The sequence below is a fragment of the Haloarcula rubra genome (assembly GCF_019599465.1).
GTDB lineage: Archaea > Halobacteriota > Halobacteria > Halobacteriales > Haloarculaceae > Haloarcula > Haloarcula rubra.
The window spans coordinates 1-21900 of sequence record NZ_RKLR01000014.1; the positions used below are offsets into that span (position 1 = coordinate 1).

22 protein-coding genes and 3 pseudogenes are annotated in these 21900 nt (G+C 62.1%); 16 read left to right on the forward strand and 9 right to left on the reverse strand.

Going from position 1 to position 21900, the window contains the following annotated elements; translation table 11 throughout:
• From EGH21_RS24215 to EGH21_RS20620, 5 genes and pseudogenes are all read left to right on the forward strand, one after another.
• A pseudogene (locus tag EGH21_RS24215) lies at nucleotides 1-151 on the forward strand (RNA-guided endonuclease TnpB family protein); the annotation flags it as partial.
• Between the two features lie 635 nt (nucleotides 152-786).
• Nucleotides 787-1038: a hypothetical protein gene (locus tag EGH21_RS20605; RefSeq protein ID WP_166975607.1), complete on the forward strand. Its 252-nt coding sequence runs from the start codon at nucleotides 787-789 to the stop codon at nucleotides 1036-1038.
• Nucleotides 1035-1502, forward strand: a complete 468-nt coding sequence (locus tag EGH21_RS20610; RefSeq protein ID WP_220620298.1) for a PIN domain-containing protein — start codon at nucleotides 1035-1037, stop codon at nucleotides 1500-1502. The genes EGH21_RS20605 and EGH21_RS20610 overlap by 4 nt, the downstream gene beginning before the upstream one ends.
• Before the next feature lie 308 nt (nucleotides 1503-1810).
• Nucleotides 1811-1969, forward strand: a pseudogene (locus EGH21_RS20615) (D-beta-hydroxybutyrate dehydrogenase); the annotation flags it as partial.
• Nucleotides 1962-2942 carry a patatin-like phospholipase family protein gene (locus tag EGH21_RS20620; protein WP_220620300.1) on the forward strand — a complete coding sequence of 327 codons (981 nt, stop codon included), beginning with the start codon at nucleotides 1962-1964 and terminating at the stop codon, nucleotides 2940-2942. The pseudogene EGH21_RS20615 and the gene EGH21_RS20620, both read left to right, overlap by 8 nt.
• Before the next feature lie 41 nt (nucleotides 2943-2983).
• On the opposite strand, the pseudogene EGH21_RS20625 reads toward EGH21_RS20620, so the two are convergent.
• The 5 genes and pseudogenes from EGH21_RS20625 to EGH21_RS20645 all read right to left on the reverse strand — a co-directional run.
• Nucleotides 2984-3319: pseudogene (locus EGH21_RS20625) on the reverse strand (zinc ribbon domain-containing protein); the annotation flags it as partial.
• A gap of 240 nt (nucleotides 3320-3559) precedes the next feature.
• On the reverse strand, nucleotides 3560-5239 hold the full coding sequence (locus tag EGH21_RS20630; RefSeq protein WP_220620301.1) for a plasmid stabilization protein: 1680 nt from the start codon (nucleotides 5237-5239) through the stop codon (nucleotides 3560-3562).
• Nucleotides 5240-5731: 492 nt separating this feature from the next.
• Nucleotides 5732-6967: an FAD-dependent monooxygenase gene (locus EGH21_RS20635; RefSeq protein ID WP_268899094.1), complete on the reverse strand. Its 1236-nt coding sequence runs from the start codon at nucleotides 6965-6967 to the stop codon at nucleotides 5732-5734.
• Between the two features lie 134 nt (nucleotides 6968-7101).
• Complete coding sequence (locus EGH21_RS20640; protein ID WP_220620303.1) at nucleotides 7102-7422, reverse strand: hypothetical protein; 321 nt, start codon at nucleotides 7420-7422, stop codon at nucleotides 7102-7104.
• A 135-nt stretch (nucleotides 7423-7557) separates the two neighbouring features.
• Nucleotides 7558-8880, reverse strand: a complete 1323-nt coding sequence (locus EGH21_RS20645; protein WP_220620304.1) for a CoA-binding protein — start codon at nucleotides 8878-8880, stop codon at nucleotides 7558-7560.
• A 124-nt stretch (nucleotides 8881-9004) separates the two neighbouring features.
• On the opposite strand from EGH21_RS20645, the gene EGH21_RS20650 reads away from it, so the two are divergent.
• On the forward strand, nucleotides 9005-9448 hold the full coding sequence (locus EGH21_RS20650; RefSeq protein ID WP_220620305.1) for a MaoC family dehydratase: 444 nt from the start codon (nucleotides 9005-9007) through the stop codon (nucleotides 9446-9448).
• A gap of 129 nt (nucleotides 9449-9577) precedes the next feature.
• A complete protein-coding gene (locus EGH21_RS20655; protein ID WP_220620306.1) occupies nucleotides 9578-10876 on the forward strand; it encodes a methyl-accepting chemotaxis protein in 1299 nt (432 codons plus the stop codon).
• Between the two features lie 3 nt (nucleotides 10877-10879).
• Here EGH21_RS20655 and EGH21_RS20660 read toward each other — a convergent pair whose 3' ends face one another.
• Entirely contained in the window at nucleotides 10880-11278 is a 399-nt protein-coding gene (locus EGH21_RS20660; RefSeq protein ID WP_220620307.1) for a universal stress protein, read from the reverse strand.
• A 99-nt stretch (nucleotides 11279-11377) separates the two neighbouring features.
• Here EGH21_RS20660 and EGH21_RS20665 point away from each other — a divergent pair, with 99 nt between their 5' ends.
• The 3 genes from EGH21_RS20665 to EGH21_RS20675 all read left to right on the forward strand — a co-directional run bounded on the left by EGH21_RS20665 (nucleotide 11378) and on the right by EGH21_RS20675 (nucleotide 13520).
• On the forward strand, nucleotides 11378-11971 hold the full coding sequence (locus tag EGH21_RS20665; RefSeq protein WP_220620308.1) for a GNAT family N-acetyltransferase: 594 nt from the start codon (nucleotides 11378-11380) through the stop codon (nucleotides 11969-11971).
• A 115-nt stretch (nucleotides 11972-12086) separates the two neighbouring features.
• The gene (locus tag EGH21_RS20670) at nucleotides 12087-12602 is read left to right on the forward strand and encodes a gamma carbonic anhydrase family protein (RefSeq protein WP_220620309.1); all 516 of its coding nucleotides are present in this window, start codon (nucleotides 12087-12089) and stop codon (nucleotides 12600-12602) included.
• A gap of 150 nt (nucleotides 12603-12752) precedes the next feature.
• Complete coding sequence (locus EGH21_RS20675) at nucleotides 12753-13520, forward strand: IclR family transcriptional regulator (protein ID WP_220620310.1); 768 nt, start codon at nucleotides 12753-12755, stop codon at nucleotides 13518-13520.
• Here EGH21_RS20675 and EGH21_RS20680 read toward each other — a convergent pair.
• The gene (locus EGH21_RS20680; protein ID WP_220620311.1) at nucleotides 13437-14372 is read right to left on the reverse strand and encodes a UbiA prenyltransferase family protein; all 936 of its coding nucleotides are present in this window, start codon (nucleotides 14370-14372) and stop codon (nucleotides 13437-13439) included. The genes EGH21_RS20675 and EGH21_RS20680 overlap by 84 nt on opposite strands.
• Before the next feature lie 107 nt (nucleotides 14373-14479).
• Here EGH21_RS20680 and EGH21_RS20685 point away from each other — a divergent pair, with 107 nt between their 5' ends.
• Nucleotides 14480-16027 carry a class I adenylate-forming enzyme family protein gene (locus EGH21_RS20685; protein ID WP_220620312.1) on the forward strand — a complete coding sequence of 516 codons (1548 nt, stop codon included), beginning with the start codon at nucleotides 14480-14482 and terminating at the stop codon, nucleotides 16025-16027.
• Nucleotide 16028: 1 nt separating this feature from the next.
• Here EGH21_RS20685 and EGH21_RS20690 read toward each other — a convergent pair whose 3' ends face one another.
• Nucleotides 16029-17438, reverse strand: coding sequence for an SLC13 family permease (locus EGH21_RS20690; RefSeq protein ID WP_220620313.1), 1410 nt, complete (start codon nucleotides 17436-17438; stop codon nucleotides 16029-16031).
• A gap of 88 nt (nucleotides 17439-17526) precedes the next feature.
• On the opposite strand from EGH21_RS20690, the gene EGH21_RS20695 reads away from it, so the two are divergent.
• Nucleotides 17527-18150, forward strand: coding sequence for an MBL fold metallo-hydrolase (locus EGH21_RS20695; protein ID WP_220620314.1), 624 nt, complete (start codon nucleotides 17527-17529; stop codon nucleotides 18148-18150).
• Nucleotides 18151-18162: 12 nt separating this feature from the next.
• On the opposite strand, the gene EGH21_RS20700 is transcribed toward EGH21_RS20695, so the two are convergent.
• Nucleotides 18163-18912 (reverse strand): ABC transporter ATP-binding protein, encoded by a 750-nt coding sequence (locus EGH21_RS20700; RefSeq protein ID WP_220620315.1) that lies wholly within the window; start codon nucleotides 18910-18912, stop codon nucleotides 18163-18165.
• 93 nt (nucleotides 18913-19005) lie between these two features.
• Between EGH21_RS20700 and EGH21_RS20705 the strand changes: the two genes are divergently transcribed.
• The 4 genes from EGH21_RS20705 to EGH21_RS20720 all read left to right on the forward strand — a co-directional run bounded on the left by EGH21_RS20705 (nucleotide 19006) and on the right by EGH21_RS20720 (nucleotide 21759).
• Nucleotides 19006-20382, forward strand: a complete 1377-nt coding sequence (locus EGH21_RS20705; protein WP_220620316.1) for a CoA-binding protein — start codon at nucleotides 19006-19008, stop codon at nucleotides 20380-20382.
• Nucleotides 20375-21118 carry an acetate--CoA ligase family protein gene (locus EGH21_RS20710; RefSeq protein WP_220620317.1) on the forward strand — a complete coding sequence of 248 codons (744 nt, stop codon included), beginning with the start codon at nucleotides 20375-20377 and terminating at the stop codon, nucleotides 21116-21118. Before EGH21_RS20705 ends, EGH21_RS20710 begins: the two co-directional genes overlap by 8 nt.
• Nucleotides 21115-21519 (forward strand): acyl-CoA thioesterase, encoded by a 405-nt coding sequence (locus tag EGH21_RS20715; RefSeq protein ID WP_220620318.1) that lies wholly within the window; start codon nucleotides 21115-21117, stop codon nucleotides 21517-21519. Before EGH21_RS20710 ends, EGH21_RS20715 begins: the two co-directional genes overlap by 4 nt.
• Before the next feature lie 69 nt (nucleotides 21520-21588).
• Nucleotides 21589-21759 (forward strand): hypothetical protein, encoded by a 171-nt coding sequence (locus EGH21_RS20720; RefSeq protein WP_220620319.1) that lies wholly within the window; start codon nucleotides 21589-21591, stop codon nucleotides 21757-21759.
• The last annotated feature ends 141 nt before the right edge of the window (nucleotides 21760-21900 follow it).

Consider the following 21900-nt stretch of genomic DNA (forward strand, 5'->3'; position numbering starts at 1 on the left):
CGACTACAACGCCTCGAAGAACATCGGATTGCAGTATCTCCGTCGCAGGCAAAACGCAGGCGACGGAGGCGCACCCGTAGATGTGCGCCTGAATCGCGGGACGCTGAACGTGAGTGGGGAGTACGTATCCCCTGCCCCTATTGAGGCATAGAACGGGAGTCCACGCGAAAGCCTCGGGGCTTGACCCCGAGGCGATTTACAAACGGTGGGGGGCGTGATGAGGGCCGTTCAGAACGTGATTAGAACTTTCGGCCCGTAGTACATTGAGTGCTCTAATGGACTATCTTGGCGAGATTTCCGTCAAGGAACTTCAAGACGCTCTCGACGACGTCCACTCGAGTGGCAGGACAGACCGAAGCAATCTGCGGCGGACAGGTCGAAGTTGTTCTCTCCGCTGGGCGTTCTGTTGAGCGTGTTCTGGACGGCGCAGAGTATCTGATCGCGACGTCACGAAAGACGTACACGCCGCCAGCGAACTACACGTTCGACGACTGGGGTCCGCTCCAATCTGGACGGCTCACGCTTCTGAATGGGCGCCCACAGTTCTCCCCGACGCTGCTCAGACGAGGACTCGAAACCCTCTCACCGAGTTAGAGCTACCATCCCGAGCGGTTCCCGATATTCTATCGCGGCGCCGACGCGCTCTACGTCGAAGGCCCTACCGGGGGAGTCATGATCGCTAAAAGCTCGACCACCGAGCACTAAGGCCTCAACAGAACCGCTGAGACCGACTCCCTATCCAGAAGTACATAGATGTTTAAGTCACCACAGCGGTATTGTGTAGATATGGCCACGGATCTCACCGAGCGGGTACAAGAAATCGCTGAAGCGCGAGGACTACCCGAGTCAGAGATCCTCGAGCTAGCGTTGGAACGCGGTGTGGAAGATCTGTGGGCAGATCTCATCCTCTCACGGTATGTGAACGACGAAATCGACCGAGAGACGGCAATTGATCTTCTCGGGCGAGACCGAGTCAAGCGTGCAGAACGTGAGGTTCAAGCAGTCGAAGATGATGTGCGGTGGGGTCTGAATGCGTGATTGTCGCAGTGGCTGATGCCGGGCCAATCATACACCTCGCCGAAATTGAATCACTTAGTGTCCTCTCTGCGGTTGACCAACTACTGATCCCTCAAACGGTGTATGATGAGCTTGAGGCTGGTACAGTTCCACTTGGGCTTGATGACCTCTTATATGATGTCGTCGAAGCAGACCCTGCTGCCCTCAGTATTGAGTTAGACCCTGGGGAAACAGCCGCTCTGGCGATTGCGACTGATCGGTCGGCGGTACTGTTGACCGATGATCTTGAGGCTAGAGACGCTGCTGTGGATCTCGATATTGAGGTTCATGGATCAATTGGCATCATCGTACTTGCATACACTCGCGATCGAATCAGCAAATCGAGTGCAATCGACTTAATGCGGGCGCTACAGTCTGAGACAAGCCTGTTCATCACGGATGCGGTAGTAGAGCGTGGTGTCGAACTGCTTGAGGACGACGCCTAAGTCTGCTGTGTCCTGATTGAGATTGTCGGACATTCGTCAGAACGGCCTGAGATCCCTCAAGATAGTGTTTTCATCCAGATTTTGTGCACCTCTGGTGGGTGAGGATGTTGCAGAACCAATCACGCCATCGTTGATTCGGTGGAGCACGTCCTGACCACTAGTACGAGATTGTCGAATCAGTCACTGCCGCTGTTCGGGACCAACACTCGTCCGATGGCGATATCGAAGCGCTCGTCCTCGGTGCTGTGGTGAAGCAATCGAACAGCCTAGACACACCGGACATCTTGGAGCTTCGTGCACAGTTGGACGTCGCCGAAGACGTGATATTCGGGCAGGCCCGAACGAAAGAGATGATGACGCCAGCAGAGGTGGTAAACCCCTTCGTGTCCGGCTTTTCCACCCAAGCGAAACATCTCCAGTGTGGCGGTTTACTGTCCGACGGCGGCTACGTCCACACCTATGAGTAAGGATAGCAGTCCGACCCGTGTCGCCATTGCCTGTCAGGGTGGTGGCAGCCATACCGCATTCACAGCAGGCGTTCTCCGAGAGATTCTGGCCCACTGGGACGACGACCGCTACGACCTCGTGGGCATCAGCGGCAGTTCCGGTGGGGCGTTCAACGCACTCGCGATGTGGTACGGCCTGCTGACCGGCGATGCCGACGACGCGGCGGACATCCTCGAGGGCATCTGGTCGGACATGGCCGTCGACGGGCCGAGCGATCGATGGCTCAACACGTGGGTGACCGGTCTCTCTCGGATGGAAAGTGCCGGTTTCGCCATTCCATCGGTGAGTCCTTCACAACTCCCGATGCCAGAACTCGGCAAGCAACGCATACGCACCGTACTGGAGCGCTACATCGACTTCGAAACCATTCCCGAGCTCTGCCAGCGCGACGTACCGGACCTCGTCGTCGGGACAGTCAATATCAACGCCGGCGTGTTCGAGACGTTCACGAACGAGGACGTGTCCGTCGAAGCGGTCCTGGCATCAGCGGCAGTGCCGAACCTCTTCGAGGCCGTCGAAATACACGGCCACTACCACTGGGATGGGCTGTTCTCGCAGAACCCGCCGGTCAGTGACCTGATGGATCAGCCACCCGGCTGCAAGCCCGAGGAACTGTGGGTGATTCAAGTGAATCCACAGACGTTCGAGGGCGAACCGACGACGAGTGAAGTCATCGCCGACAGGCGCAACGAGCTATCAGGGAACATCTCTCTCAATCAGGAACTGAGGTTCATCCAGCGAGTCAACGACTGGGTTGAGGACGGGAAGCTCCCTGACGACGAGTTCACGAAGACCGAGGTTCACCGCATCGAGATGGGGAAACGGTTCCACTGTTCGACCAAGGTGGACCGCGACCCGGTTTTCCTCGAAGAGCTACAGGAATTGGGTCGGGAGCGCGCTCAGGAGTTCCTCGGCCACAGGGACGCAGCGTAAACAGCCTCGGGCGCGGTGGCCCGAGGCTTTTGTTGGTTCCCTCAGCCGTGCGCTAGCACTCCCTGTTCCGCGAGGGAACGGGATGAGGTTGGGCGGCTTCCGCGCCCCGACCCGGACAGACGCACCAACCGAACCTGCGGCTGGGTTTTGTGAGTCCGGTAATTAGTCGTGTTACCGTCGGGTTTCGCCTTCTCGCGCCACGCGATGTTCACCGATGCATTCCGGTCAGCGTGGTCTTGCGCCACGTCACACTCGTCGTTCGTACAGCGGAAACGCCGCCCCTGCCGATCCCCACGCTCACCACAGCACGAACCCGTCTTCGAGTTGTAGTAAGCGTCTACCGTATCCGTAGGAATCTCTCGCCATGTCGCCTTATACCGACCCCAGTGGGTCGGGGAACTCGCCCTCCCAACTAGTTTAGACATAGCCAACGAGGCCAGTGCCATCGTCCTGCCAGCGAGACGCACGCACGCGATCACGATATCGACGTCCTCATCCTTGTCGCTGGCTCTGGTCAGGACGGCGATTCTCTGGCACTATCGGACAAAGCGTCTCTCGCCAGCATGCCGGCGCTAGGGTGGGCCACGTGTGGGGATTCGACGAATGCGAGAGCGTCGTCAAGCCGGACTGTCGTTCGCCGCGGGTCGGCCACGTCCTTCGTAGAACTCGCCGCCCCACTGTCCGATCCAGATGTCCTGGTTCGCGAGGTACAGTGCGCCCGCCGTATCGAACATCCGGTCCGTCACAGACCACTCGCCGGCCCCGGTATCGTACTGGACCGAGGCGTTGTACACGGCGGCCTGTCCGAATTCACCGCCCGCGTCCGCCGGGAGCGGGAGGGGGTACTCGGCGTTCTCGCTCCGGGACTGGGGCCGTTCCGCGCGCTGGAGGCGACCCCGATTGAACGTCTGGTTGAAGTACCGGGCGTATCTGTCCTTGACGTCCATCCCGAGGACTGCGTCGGCCGCGTTGATGCCGCCAGTGACGTCACCGGCGTCCCTCGCCGTGATAGTGTACGTCGAGTCGTCAGTTCCGGAGGCGAACGTCCCGGCGTCGTCGTCCCAGAGTTCGTCGACGAGGTAGCCCAGCACAGACTCGGCCGTCCCGGTGAAGTCGACGCCGTCGATTTCGGACGCCCAGAGGAGCCCTTGGCCCACGACGCCCTGCGTCGCTGCCTGATTCTCCGCACCGTTCTGGACTCTCCCGTCACTCGTCAGGTTGTTTACGACGGCACCTGCGAGACCCTCGGCGTGGGAGGCAGCCTGTGAGGTGAGGTCCTGTGACCCGGCGTGGGTGCCGTACCAGCCGATAGCACCGAGCATCTGACCGAGGTCTCTGGTTGATCCCATGTCGACGATGTTTTGCGGCGAGAACAGCGACATCGTCGTCTTCGCCAGGCCGTCCGTAAGACTCTGAATCTTCTTCGGCGGAATCAACGGCTCCGGGTTCTCGTAGCCGAACCAGCCGCCCTTCGCGAGACTGGTCATGTCCGACATGAACCACAGGAACGCCGAGTGGTGGTTCGGACGTGCCGTCGCGTCGACGACTTCGCCGGCGCCGGGGTTGAACCCGGACACGAGTTCCATACTCTCACCCTTCGTGAGAGCCCCGTTGCCCTCGGGACCGCCCACTATCAACGTCGCATTGATACCGATTTGGGCGAGCGTCGACAACACCATCGACCGGAACTCCGCCGCCAGACTGTCGGGGAGGATTTCGAAGTGATTCTCGAAGTTCTTCGCCCAGGTGACGCCCTTCAGGTGCGTCCACCCCGCCGAGGACGGACTGACCACGCCTGACGCCTTCGATTCGTCCCACGCCAGCGTCGACGCATCGGGACGGTCGTCTTCACCCCTCAAGACCGGTTGTTGGGTAAACGCTGGGTCACCACTCGTGAACGCGGCCATGTTCAGGTTCGCATTCTTCACGGGTGGACGTTCCTGTCCGGCGGCCTCGAGCATCGCGGGGAACCGCTTATCGAACGCCTGTTGTTGCTGTTCGTTGTGCGGGAACAGCACACCGTTACCGCTCATCGAGATGTTGGTACTCATGTTGTACAGCGAGTACCAGTAGGAGTCCCACGTCGCGTCTGTCCAGTCGTACGCCGCCGTCTCATCTCCGTCCGTGTCCTCCCCTTCGGTGTCTTGTCCGGTCTCTGTACTATCACCTGCTGCCTCTGTGTCCGTGGGCGAGGGCGTTCCGCCCTCCTCGTCCTCTGTCCCCGTACAGCCAGCGAGTGACACCAGTGCGGCAGCACTCCCGTACTTTACGACGTCGCGTCTGGTATACCGGTTCATAGAGAGAGATGTCTCGACCAGTCCGATGAATCCTCGCTGTCTGTGTGTGACTCTCTCTCAATTGAGATAGCTATTTATAGGTGATTTGAGAGTTAGCGAGAACTCGTAGGCGGTACCGTATCCCTCCGAAAAGGTGGCTCTCTCGAATCATACGGATACAGCGCGGAAACCCACTCTTCAGGGATGGGAGAAAGCGCATACACTCTGTGAACAGACCGCCAAACAACAGCCCGACCTACTCCCTAGCGCATTTGAATGAGTTCATAAATCCCGATTGTGTCATCAATTGGTCGTATTTAACTCCAGAATAAACGTTTATAGCCACATTCTGAAATTGCGTTCCCATTCTAAATCCGAATACGAATATCTACACCCGATATGTGAAATATGACGACAGATGCGTGAAAAGTACGAAACGGTCCGGACGAAACCGGACCGAATATCCCACGGTAGGTTCGTGACCAAACGGTGGTCGGTAGTTGACGCCCCGTTTCAGTAGTTCCCCGTCGAGACGATAGGTGGTGCGTCGTGAGGACCGTACGGAGCGTCGTCGAGGTACTCACCGGCCGGTTCGAAGTAGTCGGCCAGCGACGCGGCAGCTTCCTTTCGGAGGACCGTCGCCGGGTTCTCGCCCTGAAGGTACTCCAGAGCCTGTCCCGCTGCGTTGAGATTGTACTCGGCAGCTTTCTCCCTGCGTGCGGCGTACAGCTCGACCTCGTCGCGGGCAACGGCGTCGGTCTGGGCACGGTACGCGACGGCGACTGCGGATGCGGCCTCGTCGGCGTCGGCGATACCGGAGTTCATCCCACGTGCGCCGAACGGTGCGAGGAGATGTGCGGCTTCGCCAGCGAGCAATACGCGTCGGTGCTCGTCGACGAACGTGTCGGCCATCACCTGGAGGAATTTGTAACTCGAGACCCACGTCAGGTTGTCTGCGTACTCCTCACCCATCACTGCGGTGACGAACTCGCGCATCTTCTCGTCGGTGACCAGTTCGTCTGGGTCGTCGTCCTCGATGCACTGGATGTCGAGTCGCCACCCACCAGTGAACGGAACGAGCATCACGTTGCGGCCGCCCACGTCAGGGTCGTCGTAGTGGAACAGTCGTTCGAGGGGCCACTGTTCGTCTTCGTCCTCGAGTTCGTCGACGTCGGCGATGATGAAGGAGTTCTTCGACTGGTCACCTTCGAACTCGGCGCCGATTTCGTCTCGGACCGTCGAACCGCCGCCATCGGCACCGACGAGGTACGGCGTCTCCCACTCTTGGCCGTCGGACGTTTCGACGTGGACCCCGTCTGGACTCGACTCGACTGTCTCGACGGCGCAGTCCCAGTGGATGTCGATACCGGCTTCGTCGAGGGCCTCGTGCATGAACTCCTCTGTGCGGACCTGCGGGACGCTGGTGAAGTGTGGGAACTTACCGTCACCTCCGGGGTTGTCGTAGGTCCGCTTGAACACTTCCTTACCTCGCCAGCAGGTTCGTCGGGTCGGCCAGACGAGTCCCTCCTCGACCAGGTTTTCACCGAGTCCCGGATGGACCCGTTCGAGAGTGTGAAGCGTCGTGCCGTGAACGTAAATGGCGCGGCTGCCAGACCGGTCACGGTCCGCAGAGTCCGCTTCCAGAATCGTCGCTGGCACACCGCGTGCGTTCAGTGCGAGCGCTGTCGTCATACCGACTGGGCCCGCACCGGCAATCAACACCGGGCGATCCGCATCAGTGGTGCTCATCGTGTCTGTATGATGCTTGTGACAGGACCCTCATAATTATTGTGGTCGAGAGGGGGTATACGGCCTCGTCAGTCCCTCTAACGTCGAATATCCGCACGGCTATCGACGGGAGAACGTGCTCGAACGGGTCGGCGTTACAGGCCCAGTTGCGTTTCGACCCAGTGGTCGCGCGCGGCGAACACCATCGCTTCCTCGTCTTCGAACGTCGTCGTCTCGGCGACGAACTCGTCCCATGTCCCGTCCGGAACGAGTGCCAGCTCTGCGGCCGAGTCGGCATCTGACGGGCTGGCTACGACCATCTCGTCGAAGTTCTCGAAGTCGGTGTGTTCCTGCACGAACGTCTCGTCGAAGATGTCGGTGATCGGTATCTCCTCGTGTTCACCGACAACGTCGCGCGGGTCTGGGAGGTCATCAGCTTCGGCAGCAGCTTCTGCCAAGTCGCTTTCTCGAACCATACAAACGATGATGACTGATGCCACCTAAACGTTTCTGGTGACCGTTGGTGGACAAGAACGCGCGCTATGAAACCGCCGTCAGATTTGTAAAACGGGGTCGACGGTGTCGTTCTGTAGTCGCCGACGAGAGCCTTACTACGACATTTCGGCGAGTACGGATGCGGCGTAAGCTCCTCGCTCCGGAGTGTCGAACGTCGCGACGCCAAGCTCTTCCATCCGCTCTCGGTCTTCCGTGAGGGCCGCATCCGGTCCGGCGACGGTAAACACGACCGGCTTTTCGATATCGTTCGTGAGTTGTTCGAGTTCTTCGACAGGATACCCCAGCGAGTGCTCGAATATCTCGTAGACGAGGACGATGTCGACGTTGTCGTCTCGGCCGACCGCGTCGATGACCTCGCCGAACTCTGGCATCGGTCGACCCGTGTCGACGGGGTTCTGGTCGTACGTGAACCCGAGGAGGATGTCGTCGAGGCGCGCGCGAGTCTCCTCGGTCAAGGCCGGGAAGTTCACGTTTCGCTCCTGTAAGTAGTCCGCCATCATGATGCCCGGCCCGGCCTGTGCGGTGACGAGACCGACGTTCGGGCCCTCGGGTACCGGGCATTTGGCGAGAACACGACTCGCGTCGAGCAACTCCGTCATCGAGTCGGCCATGATGGCACCTGCGTCGGTAAACTCACGTTCGTAGCGTCCGTACTCCTGGATTGGTGCGGCAGTGTGTGCTTGGACGAACTCCTCCATCCGGTTCCCAGACTTGAGAGCGACGACGGGCGTACTCGCCTCGTGGATAGTCTCGATAGTGGCGTCGATCTCGCTCGTTCCCTCGATGTGTAGCGCTATCGCGTCCGTCTCTGGGTCGGCGTCGAGGACGGGAATGACGTCGTCGAAGTCCGTGTTCACTCGGTTGCCGAGACCGTACATCCCCGCCGTCCCGTAGCCCTCGCGGTCTAGCTGGAACGTAGCGGTCACGCCTACCCCACCGCTCTGGGCGACGATGGCGACGTTACCGGCCTCTATCTCGTCGAATCCCGGTACGAAGGAACTGAAGACGTTTCGGTGTGGCATGATGTGCCCGGCCGTGTTCGGGCCGAGCACAGAGATTCCATACTCCTCTGCTGTGTGATGGATTTGTTCTTGCAGTTGTTTGCCGTCCGAACCGGCTTCGGCGAACCCGCCTGCGAAGACGACTGCGGCGCCGACGCCAGCCTCGCCACACTCTTGCAGGACGTCGGGCGTAGCCGGTGCGGGGACACAGCAGAGTGCGAGGTCTGCGTCGGTCTCGGCCACGGATTCGACGAAGTCGTATCCGTAGACAGACCCCTCACCCGACGGGTTGACGGGATACACGGGGCCATCGAACTCCTTCGCGTTCGCCATCGCGTCGTTACCGAGTTTACCGGGTGTCTTCGACGCGCCGATGACTGCGATGCTGTCCGGGTCGAACAGGTCTGAGAGGCCCATGGGGCCAGTTCTCCGGAGCCTCGAATATAATTTTCGACTGTGTAGTCTAGCGAATCATTCTGGCGAGGCGACGGTGTGGATACGGCACGTTGGATTTTTATTCACTTCCAACATTCACCAGTATATGCGTTTCTACGACGATATCGAGGTCGGCGACGTGCGCCGCTCCGACGAGTACCGAATCTCGAAGTCCGAAATCGTCGAGTTCGCCGAAAAGTACGACCCCCAACCGTTCCACACGGACGAGGCGGCAGCCGAGAACTCCGTCTTCGGCGGCCTCGTCGCTTCGGGCTGGCAAACCGCAGCTATCTGTATGCGCCTCCACGTCGAGAGTAGCGAGGACACGGCGACGCAGGCCGGAGTCGGCGTCGACGACCTCCGGTGGCACCGCCCACTCCGACCGGGTGACTCGCTACGGTTGCGTAACGAGATCGGCGACAAGCGCCCCTCCGAAAGCGACCCGAGCAGAGGGTTCGTGACGACGTACCACGATGGGCTGAATCAGGACGACGAGTTGGTCATCTCCTACGAGGCCACGGCTATGGTCCGGAGACCGAGCGAGGAGTAACCAAGTGATTGGGCGAGAGTCTGGCCGTTACCGGTATGAAATATCTTAACACGGAGATGCTGACAAACTCCATTCATCACGATGCCTGCTACCGATGAGGCGACACTAGGGCCCGAACTATCGGACGATATGGACGAGACTGAGCGCATCCGCGCCGAACGTGACCACTGGCGTCACCTCTTCGATCAACTCGCTGCATGGTTCCCCGAACCCGTTATCGTCGTTGACGACGACGGGAGACTGACACACTGGAACGACGAACAGGCGGAGTTCATCGGAACTCCGGCTGAAGAGGCGCTCGGTAGACCAGCACACGAGGTCGTCGGTACCGACGAAGTGACCGAGACGCTAGCAGAGGAAGTCGCTCGGACCGGCGAACCTGTTCGGGAAACAGATGTCAGGTCGGGCACTCACGACGACGGCAGCGACTGGCACGTCCGGGCGACCGGTGTTCCGTTAGTTTCGACAGAGGGAACTGTGGTAGGCTGCTTCGAATACGTCAGCCGAGTCACCGACCTCGTCGAACAGCGACAGTCGCTGCAACAGGTCCAACGAAAGGTGCAAGAGGAACTGGAGACGTCAGTCACAGATCTCGAATCTGCGGCCGGCCAAGTGGCAGAGAACGCGGCAGAGATTGCCGACATAGCGGAGCAAGAGGCCGACAACGTGGACGACGTCGACGAGGAGATACAGACACTGAGTGCGACGACCGAGGAAGTCGCCTCGAGCGTCGAGACCATCAGTACGCAGAGCGACGAGACGGAGAAACTAGCCGAAGATTCCGAAATCGCCACGCAGGACTTACTGGAGACGGTCGAGGAAGTCTCAGACGCGAGCGAACAGATGGCGACCGACGCGACAGAACTGGCGGACCGGATAGCTGAGATAGACGAGGTAGTCGCTACTATCGACGACCTCGCCGAGCAAATAAACATGTTGGCGCTGAACGCCTCCATCGAGGCCGCCAGGGCGGGTGAGGCCGGTGACGGGTTCGCCGTCGTCGCTGATGAGGTCAAGAACCTCGCCACCGAGTCACAGGACGAGGCCGACCGAATCGAGCAATTGATAGACTCGGTCTCGGAGATAGCGACGGCGACGGTCGATAGCGTCGAGCAGACGACCGAGATGATCGCCGACATTGAGGCGAAGATCCGAGTAGTGAACGACAACCAACAGCAGATACAGGACTCGATTGCAGACATCGCCACGCAACTGAACCAGATAGCCGACGCGACCGACGACCAGGCGACTAGCGCGGAGGAAATCGCGGCACTCTTAGACAGAACTGTCGAGGGTGTCACGCAGGTGGCCGACGAGGTGGGAGAACTCGCGGCCGCGAATCAGCGCCAAACGGCCCAAATCGCGCAGATACGCGCCAGCGTCGAGTCGCTCGAACGGAACCTCGACGAGGCAGTCGATGCGGGCTGAGCGTTACTCGTCCGCGCTCCCACAGACGAGAACCGGGAGGTGAGTCCCGAGAATCACGTCCTGCGTGACGCTCCCGAACAGTGCTTTGCCTGCGGGGGTTCGCTTGCGACCCCCGACACATATCTGGTCGACGTCGTACTCCTCGGCGTGTGCTAGTATCTCGCCAGCTGGGTCGCCACTCGATTCGAGTAGTTCGACAGTGACGCCCACCGCTTCGAGGCGGTCCATCGTCTCTCTCACTGCCTCCACCTGGTGGACGGAGGCTCCTTCTGGATTGTCGTCGAAGACGTGTAGGAGGAACGCTTCCGCGCCGTCCGCTGTCTCGACCATGTCCTCGATGGCGCGTATCTGTGCGTTAGCCTGCGAAAGGTCGTCGTCTAGCGCTACTAGCAGTCGTACCATATCACCCCGTTCGGCACAGTGGCCCTTATATCCACTGCGTATTCTCACCCGTACGTGTTCCCACGACCTGTAAAATAGGTGGAGCAGTTAGTGTGTACCATGGCTCGAGACGACAAGTGGGCATGCGGTGGCTGGGACAACGGGGAGTGCGTGGGGACGCCGTACTGCCCGCCGCGCTGTCCTCGATTCAGCGACCGGGAATCCGTTCAGGGGCTCGTCCGTCCTCACGAGCCCACCGATACAGACGCGCTCGTCGAAATGTACCTCGGGCTCGCCCCTTCGGACAGGACGATGGGTTTGCCGCCGGCAACCGAGAGTAGACTCCGGCGGTGGCTCGGCAGATTCATCGACGAGGGCTGGAGCCTCGTCGCCGAGATAGACTCTACGATCGTCGGGCACACGGGCGCGACGCCGGGTGACGCTGCAGCGCCGCACATGGTCGTCTTCGTCGCTGACGAGGCACAGGGTCGGGGTATCGGGTCGGAACTTGTGCGACATCTCGTTGCTCACGCGTCCGAGCGAAACCACGACGCGCTCACGCTGACCGTCGACGCCGACAACGACGCCGCGGTATCGGTGTACGACAACGTCGGGTTCGATGTCGTCGAACAGATGGACGGCGAGCTCGAAATGCAACTCTCACTCGACCGCCCGCTCGTAGAACGTCTACAGCGGCCGCCAGCGGAGCGGTAACCGCAAGGGAGTAGACGACACACTACCGCACGAGCCGATTTTGTTCGACGACAGCGAACAGTATGTTTTCGGACAGACACCCACGTTTTAGTTACTGCACGGCGGTCGAATCTGTATGCAACGACAATACGAGGGTGCGACCCCACGAATCGCGGACGAAGCGTTCGTCTCGGAGATGGCCTACGCAATCGGCGACGTCGAAGTCGGTTCACGGTCGAGTATCTGGCCCTTCGTCTGTCTGCGCGGCGACGGTAGCCCCGTCACGGTCGGCGAAGAGACCAACGTGCAGGAGTTCACCATGCTTCACGGCGCGACGCTCGGAGACGAGGTGACGGTCGGCCACGGGGCAGTCGTGGACTACGCCGAGGTGCACGACCACTCGTTGGTCGGCATGGGGAGCGCGGTGATGGGTGGCGCGACCGTCGAATCGAACTGTATCGTCGCCGCGAACGCCGTCGTGCGGCAGGGCCAGCGAATACCGGAAGGTCACATGGCCTACGGCGTCCCCGCCGAGACGCGCCCGCTCGGCGACGAGCAGGTGGCCCAGATTGGTGTGACCCACGAGAACTACGTCGAGTTATCGGCCAAATACCGTGGGACGCCGGCGGAAGCGAACCGGAACGGAGACTGACAGATTGAATAACAGGTGTACAGTAGTTAGTTTAACTGCGGGGCCACACCAGAATCTTCATTCGACAACATCGAACGCACGAATTCCTGCATGCACTGACTGGTCGGCCATTCAGCAATGCTTAATTGTGACGTATACGTTATCCACGGTATGGAACGAATCTCGAAAACCGGAAAGGGCATCAAATCCGACGAGACGCTGTTCGCTCTCATCGAAACTCTTCGGGAACTCGACGGTGCAGGCGTGACCGAACTGGCAGATCGGCTCGACGTCGCGAAGAGTACGGTCCACGGCCACTTGACGAGTATGCGTGAACACGGCTTCGTGGTGAAACGTGGGCGGGAGTACCACCTCGGACTGGCGTTCTTCGACTACGGCCAGTACGTCAGGGGGCAGATGGGTATCTTTCGGTCAGGGATGCAGGCCGTCGACGAACTTGAGAAAGCTACCGGTGAGATGGCGTGGCTCATCACCCACGAGAACGGGAAGGCGATGTACATCTACGGCCGCGGCGGACAGAACGACATCGACATCAACACGATTCTCGGGACGTGGGCGTACATGCACTGCAACTCCGGTGGGAAAGCTATCCTCGCGCACCTTCCCGACGAGGAGATACACCAAATCGTCGACGAACACGGCCTGCCGGCTCGGACGGAGAACACTATCACCACGCGCGAGGCCTTGTTCGAGGAACTTGAACAGATTCGAGAGCAGGGGTACGCACTCAATCGCAGTGAAGACCTCAAGGGAGTCCACGCAATCGGTATCCCGTTGATGTTCGAGGGCGAGATACAGGGAGCGCTGAGCATCGCCGGCCCCGCACACCGACTCTCACAGGAACGGTGCGAAGGCGAAGTGCTCGACCAACTCCGAGCCGCTACCGACGAGATAGAGTTGAATCTGGCCTACCGCTGAGGTGCGGACGAGTCTGTTCGCCCACGTCCACCCCGCACAGCGACCCCCACACAACGCGAGGAACAGGGATCCGACGAACACGTAGCTCAGCGCCATCTGTGTCATGACCGCCCACCGGGGCCTTGCGACCAGTGTCGCCACGGCACACCCACCGGCAGCGACGGCCGCGACAGCGGCGAGACGCGGGAAGACACCCACTCCGACGAAGCCGAGGAGAACGAGTGACGAAACGGTGAAACAGCCGACGGCAATTCTCTTGGCGCCGGTCTCCCCCGCGATGACGGGGACGGTCCGTTTCTCGACGGTGCGGTCGAACGCCGCGTCGAGTCGGTCGATGCCCACCTTGATACCAGCCAACAGGATTGCTACGCTGAGGGCTGCCGCGATTACGTCACTCGGGATTCGCCCTGTCTGCGTGGCGAACCCACCAGCGAGCGTGAGAGCGATGCCGACCGGGTAATCGACGGTGACTGGCACCGGATGCTTGTCGAGATACGGGGCGTGCAACAGCGCGAGAGTGAGTAGCGCGAGGACGGACCCGACTGCAAGGACGCCGGCCGTCACCGCCAGTGACGACGCGAGCCCGAGCGTGACGACGACGGCGACGGCCGTCGCCCAACGGTACGTCGACACCGAGAGTGACGGTCGTTCCTCACCGCGCAGGTGGCCGTCCACGAGGCCGTCCCGGAGGTGGGCGACGTACAGCGTCGTTCCGACGGCAGCCGCGTGTTGGGCCCCAAGCCAGATGCTCACGCTCGGGGCTAGTAGTGCCCCGCAGAGCGACGTCGCGACGACGGGCACCATGAACACCGGCCGGACGTGCGCAGCCAGCCCGACGAGCGGTCGTGCCATGGGGTGATTACTCGACGGCCCCCTATAAGCCACACCGTCCCGGTCACGTCGGTGTAACCAGAACTATTAATACTGCAGTTAGTCTGGTACATCGTAACAGAACCACCATGTTACTCAGAGAGGCATTCGCCCGGACAGTTCGGTGTCATCCGGACGTGACGGCCATCATCACGGAGGACGGGCAGTCGTTCACCTACGCGACGCTCGACCGACGGAGCACGCGACTGGCGAACGCACTCCAACAGCGTGTCGGTGACGGGCGGTGTGCCGTCCTCGCCCTCAACGGCCTCCCTGCCGTCGAGTCGATGCTCGCCAACAACAAGCGTGGGGTCGGCAGTGTGCAACTGTCGTACCGGGCGACTGCGGCGGAACTAGAGCGAATGTCGGAGACGGCGTCTGCTCGCGCTCTCGTTTTCGACGACGCCAACGCGGACACGGCGCTGGAATTGCTCGACCGTGGTGGGTTCGAGACGGCGATACACGCCGGCGACAGTGACGTCGACCACGACCTCGTCGAGTCCTACGATGCGGTCATCGACGAGGCGACCCCCGACCTCGACCCCTCGCTCCCGGTGGGTGACGAGTGTGGCGTCCTCTACACCAGTGGGACGACTAGTACGCCGAAGGCAGTCCCCTTCGACCAAGAGCAACTGTGGTACGGGGCCATCCAGGTCGTGATGGAACACGGCATCGACGAGACTGACACGGCCCTGTGCACGACACCGTGGTACCACATGGTGACGACCGACGCGTGGCTGTATCCCCACTTCGTCGCGGGCGCGACGGTCGTCCTCCACACCTCGTTCGACCCCACGGAGGCACTGGAACTCATCGAGGAACACGACGTGAGCGGCCTCCTCGCGGTGCCGACCCAACTCAAGGCGCTCAACGGCGTCCAGCGCGAGGCCGATTTCGACGTCGACGCGCTGGAGTACATCAGGACCGGGGGCTCGATAGTCACGGAAGACCTCGTCGAGGAGACGACGGCGCAACTGACCGACGGCGTCTACAACACCTACGGCATGACCGAGGCTGGACCGGACCTCACGTTCGCCCACCCGAGCGTACAGGACGACCATCCCGGCACCATCGGCAAAGCCTCGTTCTCGTGGGACCTGCGAGTCGTCGAGACGGCACCGCTCGACGAACACCCGGACCCAGAAGCCACCGTCGACGCCGGTGAGCGCGGGGAGATTATCGCGCGCGGTCCGGGGATGTCCGACGGCTACATCGACAACGACGAGGCCGAGTCGAAGACCTACTTCGACGGCTGGCTCCGCACTCGCGACGTGGCGACCGTCGACGAAGACGGCTACCTCTACATCGTCGACCGCGTGGACAACATGATAGTCAGCGGCGGCGAGAACGTCTATCCCGCCGAAGTGGAGGCCACGTTAGAGAGCCACCCCGACATCGAAGAGGTCTGTGTCTTCGGCCTCGACGACGAACAGTGGGGGCAGGTAGTCACCGCAGTCGTCGTCACCGAAAGCGACCTCACGGCCACGGAACTGGACGAGTACTGTCTGGAGACGGAGTCGCTGGCGGACTTCAAGCGACCCCGAGAGTACGCCGTCACCAGCGACCCGCTCGCGCGGACGGACACTGGGACCGTCATCCGGAGCCGACTCGTCGAGGAGCACTTCCCCGACCGATAGTTCAGAACGACAGCGTGAAAATCGCTATCTGGACCGGCACGAGCAAGAGGAGTGTCGCGAGCGAGCAGACGCTCGCCATCTTCGTCAGTTCCATCGAATCGACCACGTCGAGACCGAGAATTGCCACGAGGACCGCCGACTGGTACGGGAAGAAGTAGGCGTTCAGCGCGACGGCCTCTATCATCGCCACTGGAACGAGCGGGATGCCGGCGCTGGTCGCGAAAGAGACCAAGATCGGGGTGAGGACGCTCGCGACGGCGAGGCCCTCCATCACGAGTGTCAGCGCGAGCGCCGCCACGACTACGACGCCGAGTACGAGTGGGAGCGACGGGTCGGCTGGAAGCGTCGACAGGAGGCGGTTCGCGGCAAGGTCCGTGAAGGCCGTCTGTCGGAGTCCCTCGGCGATGGCGAAGATAGCGCCGAGGAAAAAGAGGATGGAGAAATCCGCCTCACCGACGGCTTCGGCCCCGACCACCCCGATTCGCGGAGCGAACGCCAACAGGGTCACCACGACGGCGCCGAACAGCGGGTGCAAGCCGTGGAGGAAGTCCGTCGCCCAGATGGCGACGCCGAGCAGGAGGAAGACTAGCATCCGTCGCTCTCGCGACGTCGTCGAGACGGTGCCGTCCCAGTCTGGTGCGTTCACACCGTCTCGGTCGGATGGCCGATACAGCACGTACGCGATGCCGACGATGAGAGCGACGCGTCCGAGTCCCATCACCGGACCGAGCCACAGCGTCCACTCCGTCCACGTGATGGCCGGACCACCGCTGGACTCGACGAGACCGGTGACGATGATGTTGGCGAGCGACCCGGTGAGGATACCCGACGACCCGTAGAACGTCGCGAACAGCGGGCCGAGGAAGATACCGACCTTCGCCCGTCGCTCGTCGAACAGGTCCCCGAGCGACTGGAGAATCGGCGCGAGGATTAGCACCCGGACCAGCGACGACGGGACCAGTACCGCCAGCGCGAGACTCCCGAACGAGAGGACGACGAGCAGGTACCGATAGGCCGCGACGGCGTCAGTCGCCACGGCCGCAGGCATCCGGTGGAGGGCCAGTCGCTCGACGAGGTCGGCCAGTCCGCTCTGTCGGGCGGCCTCGCCGATGAGGATACCCACGACGACTAGCCACGTCGCCGGCGACTGGAACCCCGTCAGCGCGAGGTCGGTCGAGAAGGCGACGCCGATGAGGCCTACGCCGAGCAGTGCAGTGAACCACGGTTTGACCGGTGCCCCAACCCACAGTGCGATGCAAAAGAGCGTGATGCCGAGCATCCGGGCCGCTCCGGCAGAGAGTGGGGCGAACCGGAGGACGGCGCCCGCCGCGAGCATCCCGACCGGCACGGAGAGCCACGCCGGATCGACACCACGGAGGACGGCCGCGCGACTCGCAGTTTCGTCCGACATTCTGGGTACCGAGTGACACACCACCGACCACTATCAGACTATCGGTGCCGAAAGAGGCTTGCGGGTGCCGGTCCAGTTGTCGAGTGGTATGCCGACAGCAATCGTACCGGACGTGTACGACATCACCGTCAAGACTGCCCCGGACGCCCGCTATAGGGTCTTCCTGTTCGACGGCGAGACGCCGACACTCGTCGACGCCGGGTTCGAAGACACCGTCGACGTCGTCGCCGACGCACTCGACGACCTCGGAATCGTGCCAGAGCGCGTCGTTATCACCCACGGTGACCCCGACCACGTCGGCGGCCTCGCGGGCCTGGTCGAACGCTACGGTCTCGAAACGTGGGTCCCCGAGGGCGTCGAGACGGAGGGCGCTGTCGACCACCGGTACGGCGACGGCGACAGTGTCGGACCGTTCACCGCCGTCCACGTCCCCGGTCACACACCGTCACACCACGCCCTCGTCGACGAAGCACGTGGTATCGCGGTGTTGGGCGACGCCCTGTTCGGGTCCGACGCTCGGGGCCTCCCGCCGGGATACTTCGTTCTCCCGACGGCGTTCTTCTCGATGGACGTGGCCACCGCCGACGAGAACCTCGAACGGTTGGTCGACTACGAGTTCGACGTGGGACTGGTGTATCACGGGTCCAGCGTCACCGAGAACGCGAGTGAGAAGATACAGTCGTTCGTCGACTTCGCCGGGAAGCCCTCGTAAGGGTCAGTGCCGTCAGTCGCCGGTGACGGCGTTCGAGAGGTCCTCGTTGGCGTGTTCGCCGAGGTACGCCTCGATGACCTCGTCGTCGTTCTGTATCTCGTCGGGTGTTCCCTCGGCGATGAGACGGCCGTTGTTCAGCACCATCACTCGCTCGCTGACGGTCATCAGCGCGCGCATCACGTGGTCGATGAGGAAGACGGTCTTCCCCTCGTTCTTGATGTCGCCGATGAGGTCGACGATGTCCTCCGTCTCCTCGGGGTCGAGACCACCAGCCACCTCGTCGAAGAGGACGAGTTCGGGGTCGGTCGCCAGAACCCGAGCGATTTCGAGTCGCTTCAGCTGACCGACACTCAGTTCGTCCGGCTCGCTGTACTGGACGTCGGCGAGGTCCACGAACTCCAGCATCTCGCGGGCCCGCCCGCGCACGTCGTCGAACTCCCGACCGCCGAACTCCGCGCCGACGGCGACGTTCTCCAGCAGCGTCATGCTCTCGAACGGTCGGACAATCTGATGGGTCTTCGCGAGGCCGCGGTGGCAGATTTCGTGCGGAGACTGGCCCGTTATCTCCTCGCCGTCGAAGAAGACTCGGCCTTCGGTCGGTTCGTGGACTCCGGTCACCGTCCGGAACAGTGTCGACTTCCCCGCGCCGTTCGGGCCGATGAGTCCGACGGCTTCGCCACGCTCGACGGAGAAGGAGACGTCGTCGATGGCGACGACGCCGCCGAACTTCTTCGTGAGGTTCTGCCCTTCGAGTAGCGCCATTGCGAGTTCGTACCTTATCCACTCAGATAAACCTACCCCTGTCACTTCGTGGCGAGGGAAAACGCTTTCAGCCAGTTGCGAGAAGGAGGAGGCGTGACTCTGAGACAGATGTTCGACCCGTCGGCCGTGGCCGTTGTCGGCGCCTCGACCACAGAGGGCAAGATTGGCTACGAGGCGATGGCGAACGCCACCGAGTTCGACGGACCGGTGTATCCGGTCAATCCGTCCAGCGACGGACGTCTGTTCGGTGAGGCGTTCGTCGCCTCGGTGACCGACATCGACGACGACGTAGACCTCGCGCTCTGCTGTGTCCCCGCACCGGCTACGCCCGACGTCCTGCAAGAGTGTGGCGAGGCCGGCGTCGGTGCGGCGGTCATCTACGCCGGCGGGTTCGCAGAGGCGGGCGAGGAGGGCGAGCGGTTACAAGCAGCCGTCGTCGAGACGGCCGACCAGTACGACATCTCGTTGCTCGGTCCGAACACGAGCGGGTTCGTCGTCCCCGAGACGGATCTCCTGTGTTCGTTCGCCAGCGGCGCCGAGAAGCTTCCGCCGGGGAACACTGCGGTCGTAGCCCAGAGTGGTGGCGTCGCACACGCACTGGCCTTTCAGTCCCGTAGGCAGGGACGCGGCGTCTCCGCGATGGTCGGCCTCGGAAACCGCGCGAACGTCGGGTTCACCGAGACTATCGAGTACTTCGACGGCGACGAACGGACCGACGCCATCGTCCTCCACGTCGAGGGGACTGATGACGGACGGGCCCTACTAGAGGCCTGTCGTGCCAGCGACACGCCGGTCGTCGCCTACAAGGTTGGCCAGTCGGACGTGGGCGAGTTCGCCGAGTCCCACACTGGCGCGCTCACCGGGGACCACGAACTGTACACCGCCGGGTTCGCTCAGTACGGCGTGCCGACGGTCGACGCGACGGACGCGCTACTGGACGCGGCCGCGGCGCTGGGGAACTCGCCAGCGCCGGACGGTCCGAACGTCGGCGTCGTCACCGCACAAGCCGGCCCAGGCATCATCATCACCGACCGCATCCAGCGCGCCGGCGGATTCCTCCCTGAATTGACCCCCGAGACCAGGGACCGGGTGGACGATATCTTACCGGGGGTCACCTACACCAGCAACCCGGTCGACACCGGCCGTCCGATGCCGGCGTTCGGCGATGTCGTCACGGCCGTCGCCGAGGACGACGCCGTCGACATCGTGTTGGTCTACGAACTGTACGAACAGGCGATGGGCTTCCCCGTCGAGTCGCTGGACGGCCTCGCTGAACGCGTCGACAAGCCGGTCCTGTTCGCCACCGACGGCATCGAGGAGGACATGGCCGAGGACGAATCGGCGCTGGCCGACGTGGGTGTCCCAGTGTTCGAGACGCCTGAGCGGGCCGCCGACGCAGCGGCCGTCCTCGCTCGCTACGCGAGGATGCAGGGCTCTGCCGAGGGCACGGAGGTGGTCGCCGATGACTGATAGACCCATCGCGGCCGCTCGAGCGGACGGGCGACGGACTCTGACCGAGGCCGAGGGAAAACAGCTACTCGCGGACGCGGGCGTGGAGACACCATCATTCGCGGTGTGTGCGACTGTGGACGAGGCCGTCGAGGCGGCCGAAGGCATGGGGTATCCAGTCGTCGTGAAGGTGTCCTCGCCGTCGGTCACCCACAAGAGCGAGTGGGCCTCGGGTGCGGGGGTCACGGTCGGTATCGCCTCCGAAGAGGGTGTACGCACCGCTTCAGAACGCATCTTCGAAGCGGCCACCGAGCAGAACGTCCACGCGGACGTCCTCGTCGAGGAAGCGATGGACGTCGAGGCCGGCACAGAAGTCATCGTCGGCGGACTGCGAGACCCCTCGTTCGGTCCGGTCGTACTGACAGGACTCGGCGGCGTATTCACCGAAGTGTTCGAAGACACGAGCCATCGCATCGCCCCTATCGGCCGAGCCGAGGCACGAGCGGCCATCGAGGAACTGCAAGCCGCGGAACTACTGGAGGGGTATCGGGGGAGCGAACCGGCCGACGTGGACGCACTCGCCGACGTCGTGGCAATCGTGGGCGACCTCGTGACCGAGCACCCGATCGCGGAACTCGATGTCAACCCGGTACTCGCGTCGGCAGACGGTGCCGTAGCGCTTGACGCCCTCGTCGTCCTCGACCCCGAGACCGCTGTGGATCCGGCGAGTGGGACTGAGGCGGGGGTGGACCGATGAGCTACGAACGAACGTGGACGGTGCGGTTCTCCGATGCGGACCCGTTCGGTATCGCTCACTATCCCCGCATCGTCGACGCATTGCACGAGACGTCGGACATGTTCATGGAAGAAATCGAGTATCCGTTCTGGGAGATATCACAGGATCACGGCTTCGGCCTGCCGCTCGTCGAGATAGACTTCGAGTTCGAGTCGCCCGTCGAAGCCGGCGACGAGGTGACAATCGCGCTGACTCCCGACGTGGGGACCCGGAGTGTCAGATTCGACTACACGGCGACCTGTGACGGAACGGTGGCCTTCGAGGGGTACGAACAGCGGGTGTGTGCCGAACACGGCGGCGGTGGTGCCATCGACGTGCCCGAAGGCCTGCGGGAAGCGATGTTGGCCTACGCCGAGCAGTGACCGACGCGGTCGAAAGTATGGTTTCGAGGTAACGAAGCGTTTTTACCGATTCCACAACGTTGTATCGATATGGCGGAATTCGAGAATCCCTACGCGGAGGAAGACCCGTTCGTAGAAGCGCACTTCGACTGCCTGGACTGCGGCGGGAAACTCTGGGAGTACGCCATTCAGAGACAGATGGTCTGCGAGGACTGCCGGTCGGTGTTCGCTTCTGACGACGTCTTCGAGGTGCAGGTGTAGCCTCCGACCCGAGCGACGTGGTTGTGACCGTGACGACTCACCTACGGCCAGAGATAGCTTTGCGGCCCGAAATGCCGTTCTAAGCCATCTCAAGCCCGCTCAGTGGTGTTTGTCCAGTACACTTATGATGGTGGTGTGCTA

What these genes read in the sequence shown, in the direction of transcription:
- EGH21_RS20605 (WP_166975607.1), top strand. Translation starts at nt 787, where the DNA reads ATGGCCACGGATCTCACCGAGCGGGTACAAGAAATCGCTGAAGCGCGA.
- EGH21_RS20620 (WP_220620300.1), top strand. Translation starts at nt 1,962, where the DNA reads ATGAGTAAGGATAGCAGTCCGACCCGTGTCGCCATTGCCTGTCAGGGT.
- EGH21_RS20630 (WP_220620301.1), bottom strand. Translation starts at nt 5,239, where the DNA reads ATGAACCGGTATACCAGACGCGACGTCGTAAAGTACGGGAGTGCTGCC.
- EGH21_RS20635 (WP_268899094.1), bottom strand. Translation starts at nt 6,967, where the DNA reads ATGAGCACCACTGATGCGGATCGCCCGGTGTTGATTGCCGGTGCGGGC.
- EGH21_RS20640 (WP_220620303.1), bottom strand. Translation starts at nt 7,422, where the DNA reads ATGGTTCGAGAAAGCGACTTGGCAGAAGCTGCTGCCGAAGCTGATGAC.
- EGH21_RS20645 (WP_220620304.1), bottom strand. Translation starts at nt 8,880, where the DNA reads ATGGGCCTCTCAGACCTGTTCGACCCGGACAGCATCGCAGTCATCGGC.
- EGH21_RS20650 (WP_220620305.1), top strand. Translation starts at nt 9,005, where the DNA reads ATGCGTTTCTACGACGATATCGAGGTCGGCGACGTGCGCCGCTCCGAC.
- EGH21_RS20655 (WP_220620306.1), top strand. Translation starts at nt 9,578, where the DNA reads ATGGACGAGACTGAGCGCATCCGCGCCGAACGTGACCACTGGCGTCAC.
- EGH21_RS20660 (WP_220620307.1), bottom strand. Translation starts at nt 11,278, where the DNA reads ATGGTACGACTGCTAGTAGCGCTAGACGACGACCTTTCGCAGGCTAAC.
- EGH21_RS20665 (WP_220620308.1), top strand. Translation starts at nt 11,378, where the DNA reads ATGGCTCGAGACGACAAGTGGGCATGCGGTGGCTGGGACAACGGGGAG.
- EGH21_RS20670 (WP_220620309.1), top strand. Translation starts at nt 12,087, where the DNA reads ATGCAACGACAATACGAGGGTGCGACCCCACGAATCGCGGACGAAGCG.
- EGH21_RS20675 (WP_220620310.1), top strand. Translation starts at nt 12,753, where the DNA reads ATGGAACGAATCTCGAAAACCGGAAAGGGCATCAAATCCGACGAGACG.
- EGH21_RS20680 (WP_220620311.1), bottom strand. Translation starts at nt 14,372, where the DNA reads ATGGCACGACCGCTCGTCGGGCTGGCTGCGCACGTCCGGCCGGTGTTC.
- EGH21_RS20685 (WP_220620312.1), top strand. Translation starts at nt 14,480, where the DNA reads ATGTTACTCAGAGAGGCATTCGCCCGGACAGTTCGGTGTCATCCGGAC.
- EGH21_RS20690 (WP_220620313.1), bottom strand. Translation starts at nt 17,438, where the DNA reads ATGTCGGACGAAACTGCGAGTCGCGCGGCCGTCCTCCGTGGTGTCGAT.
- EGH21_RS20695 (WP_220620314.1), top strand. Translation starts at nt 17,527, where the DNA reads ATGCCGACAGCAATCGTACCGGACGTGTACGACATCACCGTCAAGACT.
- EGH21_RS20700 (WP_220620315.1), bottom strand. Translation starts at nt 18,912, where the DNA reads ATGGCGCTACTCGAAGGGCAGAACCTCACGAAGAAGTTCGGCGGCGTC.
- EGH21_RS20710 (WP_220620317.1), top strand. Translation starts at nt 20,375, where the DNA reads ATGACTGATAGACCCATCGCGGCCGCTCGAGCGGACGGGCGACGGACT.
- EGH21_RS20715 (WP_220620318.1), top strand. Translation starts at nt 21,115, where the DNA reads ATGAGCTACGAACGAACGTGGACGGTGCGGTTCTCCGATGCGGACCCG.
- EGH21_RS20720 (WP_220620319.1), top strand. Translation starts at nt 21,589, where the DNA reads ATGGCGGAATTCGAGAATCCCTACGCGGAGGAAGACCCGTTCGTAGAA.